The 10,471-nt window shown below is 31.8% G+C and carries 11 protein-coding genes; all 11 read left to right on the top strand.

Annotated elements, in window-relative coordinates; all coding sequences use genetic code 11:
• Window positions 1-349: 349 nt before the first annotated feature.
• Entirely contained in the window at window positions 350-808 is a 459-nt protein-coding gene (gene rimP, locus CLVI_RS08515) for a ribosome maturation factor RimP (RefSeq protein ID WP_106059698.1), read from the top strand.
• A gap of 16 nt (window positions 809-824) precedes the next feature.
• The gene (gene nusA, locus CLVI_RS08510) at window positions 825-2,036 is read left to right on the top strand and encodes a transcription termination factor NusA (protein ID WP_106059697.1); all 1,212 of its coding nucleotides are present in this window, start codon (window positions 825-827) and stop codon (window positions 2,034-2,036) included.
• 10 nt (window positions 2,037-2,046) lie between these two features.
• The gene (gene rnpM / locus CLVI_RS08505; RefSeq protein WP_106059696.1) at window positions 2,047-2,313 is read left to right on the top strand and encodes an RNase P modulator RnpM; all 267 of its coding nucleotides are present in this window, start codon (window positions 2,047-2,049) and stop codon (window positions 2,311-2,313) included.
• Entirely contained in the window at window positions 2,306-2,620 is a 315-nt protein-coding gene (locus tag CLVI_RS08500) for a ribosomal L7Ae/L30e/S12e/Gadd45 family protein (RefSeq protein ID WP_106059695.1), read from the top strand. Before rnpM ends, CLVI_RS08500 begins: the two co-directional genes overlap by 8 nt.
• A gap of 21 nt (window positions 2,621-2,641) precedes the next feature.
• Complete coding sequence (gene infB / locus CLVI_RS08495; RefSeq protein ID WP_106059694.1) at window positions 2,642-4,723, top strand: translation initiation factor IF-2; 2,082 nt, start codon at window positions 2,642-2,644, stop codon at window positions 4,721-4,723.
• Between the two features lie 12 nt (window positions 4,724-4,735).
• Window positions 4,736-5,086 (top strand): 30S ribosome-binding factor RbfA, encoded by a 351-nt coding sequence (gene rbfA / locus CLVI_RS08490; protein ID WP_106059693.1) that lies wholly within the window; start codon window positions 4,736-4,738, stop codon window positions 5,084-5,086.
• Window position 5,087: 1 nt separating this feature from the next.
• On the top strand, window positions 5,088-6,062 hold the full coding sequence (locus CLVI_RS08485; RefSeq protein ID WP_106059692.1) for a DHH family phosphoesterase: 975 nt from the start codon (window positions 5,088-5,090) through the stop codon (window positions 6,060-6,062).
• Window positions 6,062-6,937, top strand: coding sequence for a tRNA pseudouridine(55) synthase TruB (gene truB / locus CLVI_RS08480; RefSeq protein WP_106059691.1), 876 nt, complete (start codon window positions 6,062-6,064; stop codon window positions 6,935-6,937). The genes CLVI_RS08485 and truB overlap by 1 nt, the downstream gene beginning before the upstream one ends.
• Window positions 6,938-6,952: 15 nt before the next feature.
• The gene (locus tag CLVI_RS08475) at window positions 6,953-7,864 is read left to right on the top strand and encodes a bifunctional riboflavin kinase/FAD synthetase (RefSeq protein WP_106059690.1); all 912 of its coding nucleotides are present in this window, start codon (window positions 6,953-6,955) and stop codon (window positions 7,862-7,864) included.
• Window positions 7,865-7,993: 129 nt separating this feature from the next.
• Window positions 7,994-8,257: a 30S ribosomal protein S15 gene (gene rpsO / locus CLVI_RS08470; protein WP_106059702.1), complete on the top strand. Its 264-nt coding sequence runs from the start codon at window positions 7,994-7,996 to the stop codon at window positions 8,255-8,257.
• 65 nt (window positions 8,258-8,322) lie between these two features.
• A complete protein-coding gene (locus CLVI_RS08465; protein ID WP_106059689.1) occupies window positions 8,323-10,464 on the top strand; it encodes a polyribonucleotide nucleotidyltransferase in 2,142 nt (713 codons plus the stop codon).
• Window positions 10,465-10,471: the final 7 nt, after the last annotated feature.

The raw sequence follows: 10,471 nt of genomic DNA, 5'->3' as shown, positions 1-10,471 counted from the left end.
GTGGATTAAAAGGATTTGGAGATATTAGTTACAATTAAGAGTAAAAATGCTTAAGGGAAGTTATAAATATATACTGTAAAATAATGGATAATAAAATAGTTGCCCACTTTTACTTGACTCAATCTTTATTCTAAAGGTACTTGTGTTTGAGAGAAAATTATGATACAGTTATAAGAGGATTTAACTCAAATAGCTGGATTTTGAGAGTGGGAAAGCAAAACCTACTCTTTGCAAGTGTAACGCAACTACATAAAATAGTTGCGTTTTTGATTAGGAAAAATATAACAAATAGTTATTTGGGGAACAATAATCTAGAATAAAATTGAATATGGAAAAGGAGGTTTTAGAAATGAAAAAGGATGCCTTGATTGATAAAATTACAGCTGTAGTTCAACCCATAGCTGATGAATTAAATTATGAATTATATTATGTTGAGTATTTAAAAGAAAATGGAGAGTATTACTTAAGAATATATATAGATAAGCCAGATGGGATTTCTCTAATAGATTGTGAGACTCTTTCAAGAAGAGTTTCGTCTGTATTAGACATAGAAGATCCTATACAAGATTCTTATTGCCTTGAAGTTTCATCACCTGGACTTAATAGGGGATTATATAAGGATGAACACTATTTAAGATTTGTTGGCAGCGAAGTGTTTATTAAATTTACAGGCTCTTTAGATGGTATAAAAGAGATTAAAGGAATTCTAAAAGCCGTAGAGGAAGAAGTTATTATTGTACAAGGAGAAGTGGAATTAATTATACCTAAAGAAAAAATTAAATCTGCGAATTTAAATGAGGAAGTATAAGAAGGAGGTTATAAACATGAATAATGAGTTTATAAGCGCTCTTAAGGAGATAGTCAATGAAAAGGGTATTAGCGAAGATTTAATTTTTACAACTATTGAAGATGCTATGGTAGCAGCTTACAAAAAAAATTATGCTAATACAAATACATCAGCACAGAATGTTAGAGTTGGTATGAATAGAGAATCAGGTGAAATAAAAGTATATTCACAAAAAGTAGTTTGTGATGATGTATTTGATATCGTAACTGAAATTTCAGTTGACGAGGCTAAGGAAATTAGTCCGAAATATCAACTTGATGATATTGTGGAAATTGAAGTTACACCAAGAAATTTTGGAAGAGTAGCTGCACAACTTGCAAAACAGGTAGTTATGCAAAGGATGAAGGAAGCTGAAAGAAATATTGTATATAATGAATATAAGGGAATTGAATACGATATTATTACAGGAACTATCTTAAGAAAAGATAAGGGCAACGTTTTTGTTAACCTTGGAAAGATTGAAGGTATAATTGGACCTAATGAACAAATGTGTAATGAAGAGTATATTTTTAATGAAAAATTAAAACTATATATAGTAGAAGTCAAAAATGGTTCAAAGGGTGCTTTAATACATGTATCAAGAACTCATCCAGGGCTAGTAAAAAGACTTTTTGAATTAGAAGTGCCTGAAATCTATGAGGGCATAGTTGAAATTAAAAGTATTTCAAGAGAAGCAGGGTCAAGAAGTAAAATTGCTGTTTATTCAAATAACGAGTCTGTAGATCCTATGGGTGCATGTGTTGGTCCTAAGGGAGCTAGAGTTCAAAAAGTAGTTGCAGAATTAAAGAATGAAAAGATAGATATTATTAAGTGGAGCAAATCTCCAGAAGAATTTATCTCCAATGCTTTAAGTCCAGCAAAGGTTTTAAGAACTACAGTTAACGAAAACCAAAAAACTGCACAGGTAGTTGTTGATGATAATCAATTATCACTAGCTATTGGTAAAGAAGGACAAAATGTTAGATTAGCAGCTAAACTTACAAATTGGAAAATAGATATAAAGAGCAAATCTCAAGCAGAAGCCCTTGAAGAAACTCTTGAAGAAGAAAAGTACAACCAAGAAGAAAAGTACAACGAAGAAGAAAATGATGATTATGAAGAAAAGTACAACGAAGAAGAAAATGATAATGATGAAGAATTTATTGTAGATGCAGTTGAAGAAATTGCTGATAATGTGACAGAAGAGTGAGGTGCTTTTTATGAAGATAAAAAAAATTCCACTAAGAATGTGCACAGGCTGCATGGAGATGAAACCTAAAAAAGAGCTTATTAGAGTGGTGAAAAGTCCGGAAAATGAAGTAAGCGTAGATCTAACTGGTAAAAAATCAGGAAGAGGAGCGTATGTATGTAGGGATGCTCAATGCTTTGAAAAGGCTTTTAAAACAAAAAGGCTTAGCAGAAATCTTGAGACATCTATTAGTGAAGAAATATATAATAGACTAAGGGAAGAGATTCAAAATGAATAAGTTTTTTAGCTTTTTAGGCTTAACTAAAAGATCAAGAAATCTTGTAGAAGGATATAGTCAGTGTAATGAACAGAGAAACAAAAGAAGGCTTTATCTGTTTATTATTTCAAATGATGCATCCGACACAACTAGAGGAAAATTTATAACTCATTGTAAAACAAATAATATACCATATATTGAAGATTTCTCAAAAGAAGAGTTAGGAGAAGCAATAGGAAGAGAACAAATTAAAATCCTAGGTGTTACAGACCCAAATATGGGAAGTAAGCTGCGAACTCTTTATGAGGAGGAAAAATCTATGAAGTAAAGATTAAACGGGGGTGACTGTATGTCAAAAATTAGAGTATATGAATTAGCAAAAGAATTAAATATAGAATCAAAACAGTTAATAAAATTATTAATGGATGAGCTAAACGTAGAGGTCAAAAATCACATGAGTGTAATTGAAGATGAAGCTGTAGCATTAATTAAGGAATTAGTTCTAGGAACAGCGGACGGAACTCCTAAAGAAATACCAGCTGAAGCGGATAAGAAGAAAAGTCTTGTGGATGTATATGAAGATGAATTAGCTGACGAATTAAATAAAGGAAATAAGAAAAAGAAAACTACTAAAAAGCAATTAGCTGAAGAGAAAGCTAGAGCTGAACAAGAATTTGCAGATAGTACCATTCTTTCAATTGGAGAGACTATTACTGTAAAAGACCTTGCAGATATGCTTCAACAGCCTTATAACGAAGTTATAAAAACAATGCTTTTTATAGGTGTTATGGCTGCAATGAATCAAGAAGTTGATTATGATACTGCAGCTAAGGTTTGCGAAAAATATGAAATTATTTGTGAAAAGAAAGAAGTATCATCAGAACTTGAATCTTTAGATTTTGAAGAAGAAGAAGAAGAAAATCTAGTAAAGAGACCACCAATAATAACTGTTATGGGTCATGTTGATCATGGTAAGACATCTTTACTTGATGCTATTAGAAAAGCAAAAGTTACAGATTCAGAAGCTGGTGGTATTACACAACATATTGGTGCATATACAGTTCCAGTAAAAGGGGAGCAAATAACCTTTTTAGATACTCCTGGACATGAAGCATTTACAGCTATGAGAGCAAGAGGAGCACAAATTACAGATGTTGTTATCCTAGTTGTAGCGGCAGATGATGGTATAATGCCTCAAACTAAGGAAGCTATTGATCACTGTAAGGCTGCCGATGTTCCTATGGTAGTTGCTATCAATAAGATTGATAGACCTAATGCAAACATAGATAAAGTTAAGCAAGAATTAGCTGATCAAGGCTTAGTTTCAGAAGATTGGGGTGGAGATACAGTATGTGTCCCAGTTTCAGCTAAGGAAGGAAAAAATATAGATCAATTGCTTGAAATGGTTCTTTTAACAGCAGAAATGCTAGAGCTTAAAGCTAATCCTGAAAGTAAAGCGCAAGGAACTGTTATTGAAGCTAAACTTGATAAGGGTAGAGGCGCAGTTGCATCTTTACTTGTTCAAAACGGAACATTAAGAGTTGGAGATTCAATAGTAGTTGGTGAAACTTATGGAAGAGTAAGAGCTATGTTTGATGATGAAGGTAAAAACATTAAGTCCGCAGGTCCTTCAATTCCTGTTGAGGTTCTTGGATTATCTGAAGTCCCTGCTGCTGGAGATAGATTCAGTGAAGTTAAGGATGAAAAGACAGCAAGAGGATTGGCTGAGGATAGAAAACAAAAAAATAAAAGCTTAAATGAATCTCATAGAGTTTCATTAGAAGATTTATATGATCAAATAAGGGAAGGTAAAGTTAAAGAACTTGCAATTATTGTTAAGGCTGACGTTCAAGGATCAGTTCAAGCAATAAGACAATCTTTAGACAAACTTTCTTCTGATGATGTTAAGGTTAGAGTAATTCATGGCGGTGTTGGTGCTATAACTGAAACAGATATTACACTTGCTAGTGCTTCAAATGCTATAGTTATCGGCTTTAATGTACGACCTGATGTTAATGCAGCAGCTGCAGCTGATAGAGATGGTGTTGACATTAAAACTTATAGAATTATATACGATGCAATAGATGATGTTAAGTCAGCTATGATAGGAATGCTTGACCCTATATACAAAGAAGTTGTTTTAGGTAAGGCAGAAGTTCGTTTAACTTATAAGATATCTAATCTTGGAACAATTGCTGGTTGTTACGTATTAGATGGTAAAGTTAAGAGAAATTCTGAAGTTAGAGTTATAAGAAATGGAATTGTAGTCTTTGAAAGCACTTTGGCATCTTTAAAGAGATTTAAGGATGATGCTAAAGAAGTTGCTGCAGGATATGAATGCGGATTAAGTGTTGAGAAGTTCAATGACTTAAAAGAAGGGGATCAAATAGAATCCTTCGTTATGGAAGCAATTATAAGAAAAGAACTTTAAGAGGTGATATAAATGCCTAATTATAGAGGCGGAAGAATAAACGAAGAAGTTAAAAGAGAAATCAGTAACTTAATTCGAAACGAGATGAAGGATGTCAGATTAACTGCTATGATTTCAGTTACTGACGTTCAGGTTACTAAAGATTTAAGATATGCAAAGGTGTTTGTAAGTGTATTTGCTAAGGATCAAGAAGAGAAGAATACTAACCTTGATGTACTTAAAAGTGCAGCAGGTTTTATAAGACGCGAAATTGCACAAAGAATTAATTTAAGACATAGTCCACAATTATTATTTGAATTAGATGAATCTATAGACTACGGAATGAAGATAGATAGTTTAATAAAAAAAGGAAAGGTTAAGTAATATGGCATTAAGAGAGATATCAAAGGTTATAATAGAATCAAACAAAATAGGAATAACCTTTCATACATCACCAGATGGAGATGCCATTGGAAGTACCCTTGGGCTTTTAAATGGACTTAGAGAAATGGGAAAAGATGCTTATATTATATCAAGAGAGGTTATTCCAAATAACCTCTCTTTCCTACCTTTAGGTTGTGAAATTGATGGAACTATTAAAGCCCCTATTTATGGGACTGATTTAGTCATTGTTTTAGATTGTGGAAACGTGGATAGAATTTGTGCTGATTTAGACCAATATGATGGTACTATAATAAATATAGATCATCATGTAACAAATGAAAAGTATGGTAAATATAATTATATTGATAATAAGGCGGCAGCAACAGCTGAACTTATTTATATACTTCTTAAAGAGTTAAACTTTGTTTTTAATGAAGAAGCAGAGTCTGTTGAAGAGATAGGAAATTGTATTTATACTGGACTTGTAACTGATACTGGATCATTTAGACATTCAAATGTTACTAAAAGAACTCATAGTATTGCTGGAGAATTAATATCATGTGGAGTTAAGAATTCAAAGGTTCATAATAGTCTTTTTGATAATAGACCATTAAGTAAAGTTAAACTAATGGGTCAATCTTTGTCAAATGTAGAACTTCTTTGTGATGGTAAAGTAGCATATATTGAAATTTCAATGAAAACATTAGAAGAACTGAATCTTTCTCATGTAGATACTTCAGATATTATTTCAATTGCTCTAAGTATAGAAAATGTAGAGGTTGCTGTTGTTGCTAAAGAAGCTGAGGATGGAGTTAAGGCTAGTTTAAGATCTAAAAACAAAGTCAATGTTAGTCATATTGCTGAATCTTTAGGTGGCGGTGGACATATAAAAGCTGCAGGACTTAAGATTACAGGAAGTTCTTTAGAACAAGCAAAAGTAAAAATAATTAATAGCATTGAAAAAGAGATATGTTGATGGATGGAGTAATAAATATATTTAAGAATAAAGGTATGACTTCCTTTGATGTTGTAAGAAAGGTTAGAAAAGTTGCTAATCAAAAGAAAGTAGGACACACCGGAACGCTGGATCCTGAAGCTATAGGAGTACTTCCAGTATGTTTGGGAAAAGCTACTAAAATAATAGATTACATAATGAAAGCTGAAAAAAGTTATGTTGTTACTTTCCAACTTGGATTTAAGACAACTACTTATGATTTAGAAGGAGAAGTAACCGAGGAAAAGGATATATCCCATTTAACAGAGACTGAGATTTTATCTGTAATAGATAGCTTTAAAGGAGGGTATCTTCAAATCCCTCCTATGTTTTCTGCATTGAAAAAAGATGGCGTAAGGCTTTATGAGTTAGCAAGACAAGGTATTGAAATTGAAAGGGAAGGTAGAGATATTATAATATACTACATCAAGGACATTGTAATTTCTATGCCTAATATTTCAATGGAAGTAAGTTGTTCTAAGGGAACTTATATAAGGAGTTTGTGTTTTGATATAGGAGAAAAACTTAATGTTGGAGCCACTATGGCTGAACTTAAGAGAACAAGAACATCTATGTTTAATGAAAGTGAAAGTATAAATATAGAGGATTTAACAGAAGAAAATATTTCAGAACATTTACTTTCTATAGAAGAGGTGTTGAAAAATTATCCAAGGATAGATGCAAACGAAGGATATTCTAAGTTGCTTATAAATGGAGTAAAACTCGCAGATAAAAGAGCTTTCATAGAAATACCTGAGCTTGATAAACTTTATAGGGTCTATGACAATAATAAAGTTTTTTTAGGACTTGGAAAAAGAGATCAGCTTGGCTTTAAAATAGAAAAGCTATTAATTTAGTTAGGAGTTAGAGTAATGTTAAATGAAAATAATAAAACTTTTAATAAAATGAATTATATAGCTTTAGGAAGTTTTGATGGGCTTCATAGAGGGCATTTATCTTTAGTAAAGAAAACTGTAAGTTTAGCTATAGAAAATAATGGGAAGAGTATAGTCTACACATTTAGAAACCATCCTAGAAGTCTTCTAAAATCAGGAAATACATTTAAGCTTTTATTAGATAATAGTAGCAAATCAGAAATCTTACATGAAGAAAATGTTGATTTAGTTTTTTTTGAAGAATTTAATGAAAATTTTATGAAATTATCCCCAGAAGAGTTTATAGAATATCTTTGTGATAAGTTTGACGTAAGGGGAATTGTTGTAGGATTCAATTATAAATTTGGTTATAAAAACGTAGGTAATGTAGAACTTTTAAAGACATTTTCAAACAAATATAATTATGAAGTATATGTTGTAGAAACTTGTACATATTTAGAAGAGGTTGTAAGTAGTACCAGAATTAGAGAAAATCTTCTAAAGGGAGATATAGAATTAGCAAATGAAATGCTAACCAGACCTTATTTTATTAAAGGAAAGGTCGTACATGGGAAACAACTTGGAAGAAAACTTGGATTTCCAACTGCAAATGTGAAGTATGAGGAAAATATTGTACTTCCTGAACAAGGAGTTTATTATACTAATATCATATGGAATAATAACATATACAAGAGTATAACCTCCATTGGTAATAATCCTACTGTTGAAGGAAGTGAAATTACTTTGGAAAGCTTTATGTTAGATTTTGATAAAGATATTTATAATGATGAAATAAAAGTGAATTTTATAAAGCGATTTAGAGATAATGTGAAATTCAATTCCCTTGATGAATTAATTATTCAACTAAATAAAGACAAATTGATGGCAGAAAAAGAAAAATTTATGTAAAAATTTAAAACATATTTACAATTGTAATATGTTTTGATATAATGACCAGTAGGAACCTAGTCCTATGTCTGAAGGTGGCCATCTTCTTACTTGGAACTATGGGGATAATTTATGGAGGTGCTAGATAGCATGGATAAGGCAAAAAAAACAGAGATTATTAAAGAATTTGGAAGAAGCGAAGGAGACACAGGTTCACCTGAAGTACAAGTCGCTTTACTTACAGAAAGAGTTATTGAATTAACTGCACATTTAAAGATCCACAAGAAAGATCATCACTCAAGAAGAGGTCTATTAATGATGGTTGGACAAAGAAGAGGTCTTTTAAATTATTTAAAAGCTGAAGATGTTGAAAGATACAGAACTATTATTGAAAAATTAGGTTTAAGAAGATAATCTTAGAGCGGGCTAAGTCCGCTCTATTTTTTGATGTTTTATGAAAATTGAGAGGAGGTCCTATAATGACTAAAGTATTAAGTATAATTGTTGCTGGAAGAGAAATGAAAGTTGAATTCGGTAGGATAGGAATGTTGTCAAATGCTGCAATTTTCATGAGTTATGGTGATACAGTAATATTAACAAATGTTAATGCATCAGCAAAGCCAAGAGAATCAATTGATTTCTTCCCATTAAGTGTTGAATATGAAGAAAAATTATATTCAGTAGGTAAAATACCAGGAGGCTTCATAAAAAGAGAAGCTAGACCTTCTAATAAAGCTATATTAAACGGTAGAGCCATTGACAGAACTTTAAGACCTTTATTTCCAAAGGGATATAGAAATGATGTTCAAGTTGTTACTACAGTTGTTTCAGTTGAAAATGACAACCTACCTGAAATATTAGCAATAAATGCTGCTTCTATGGCATTATGTTTATCAAGTATGCCATACACTATTCCAGTTGGTGCAGTTCAAGTTGGACTAATAGATGGAAATCTTATAATTAATCCTAATGCAGAAGATAGAAAAAAATCAAGTCTTCACTTAACTGTATGTGCAACTAAGGAAAAGGTTATTATGATTGAAGCTGGTGCAACTGAAATTGATGAAGAGACTATGATTAAAGCTATTAAATTTGGATTTGATGTTTGTCACAGTATAGTTGAATTTCAAGAAGACGCTGTTGCCAAAATGGGTAAAGCTAAAATAGCACCTAAATTATATTGTGTTAATGAAGATGTTGAAAAGGATGTAAAATCGTTTGCAACTGACATGGTTAAAGAAGCAATGTATATTACAGATAAAGATTTAAGAAATACTGCAGTAGATTTAGTTAATTCTAAAGTTAATGAAGAATTTTCTGAAAAATATGCGGGTAAATCTGCAGACATAAAAGAAGTATTATATGACCTTCAAAAGGAAGCTGTTAGAAATATGCTTCTTAATGATAAGAGAAGACCTGATGGAAGAGCTTTTGATGAAGTAAGACCTATTAGCTGTGAAGTTGGAATACTGCCAAGAACTCATGGTACTGGATTATTCAACAGAGGATTAACTCAAGTTATGACTGTTGCAACTCTAGGATCTATTAGTGATGTTCAGATATTAGATGGTATAGATGATAGTGAAAGAACTAAGAGATATATGCATCATTATAACTTCCCAGGATATAGTGTTGGTGAAGTTAAACCTCTTAGAGGACCTGGAAGACGTGAAATCGGTCATGGTGCTTTAGCAGAAAGAGCATTAGAACCATTAATACCTTCAGAGGCAGAATTTCCATATACTATTAGACTAGTTTCAGAAGTATTAAGTTCAAATGGATCAACATCACAAGCATCAGTTTGTGCGTCCACTTTAGCTTTGTTAGATGCAGGAGTTCCAATTAAGAGATCAGCAGCTGGTATAGCAATGGGTTTAATAACTTCAAAAGATTCATCTCAAGAAGAAGTTATTACAGATATTCAAGGAATAGAAGATTTCTTTGGTGATATGGACTTTAAGGTAGCTGGTACTACTGAAGGTATAACATCAATTCAAGTGGATACAAAATTACATGGATTTAGTTTCTATGTTGTTGAAACAGCCATCAGAAATGCTAAAAAGGCAAGATTATTTATTCTAGAAAAGATGGATGAATGTATATCAAAGAAAAGAGAAGACGTTTCAGCATATGCTCCTAAAACTACTACTATGAAAATTGATCCAGATAAGATTAGGGATGTAATTGGAGCTGGTGGTAAGGTAATTAATAAAATAATTGCAGATACTGGCGTTAAGATTGATATAAAGGAAGATGGAACAGTATTTGTTTCTTCACCAGATCATATTGGAGTAGATGCAGCTCTTAAAATAATAGAAGGAATAACTAAAGTAATTAAGCCTGGTGAAACATATTTAGGTAAAGTTACTAAAATTACAGCCTTTGGAGCTTTTGTAGAAATACTTCCAAACAAAGAAGGGTTAGTTCATATATCTAAACTTGATTTTGAAAGAGTAAATAAAGTTGAAGATGTAGTATCAGTTGGAGATGAGATTTTAGTTAAGGTTACTGAAGTCGACAGCCAAGGAAGAGTTAATTTATCACGACGAGATGCCTTAAAAGATCAGAAAGATCAGAAAGAAAAACAAGAAAAAGAGAATGAAGAAAAGAAAGAACAATAAGAGGCAA

Origin of the sequence: Clostridium vincentii, assembly GCF_002995745.1 — a bacterium.
In the GTDB taxonomy this organism is placed as follows: domain Bacteria; phylum Bacillota; class Clostridia; order Clostridiales; family Clostridiaceae; genus Clostridium; species Clostridium vincentii.
Note: the sequence above shows the minus strand (reverse complement) of the source record. Positions and strands in the feature narration are given on the sequence as shown.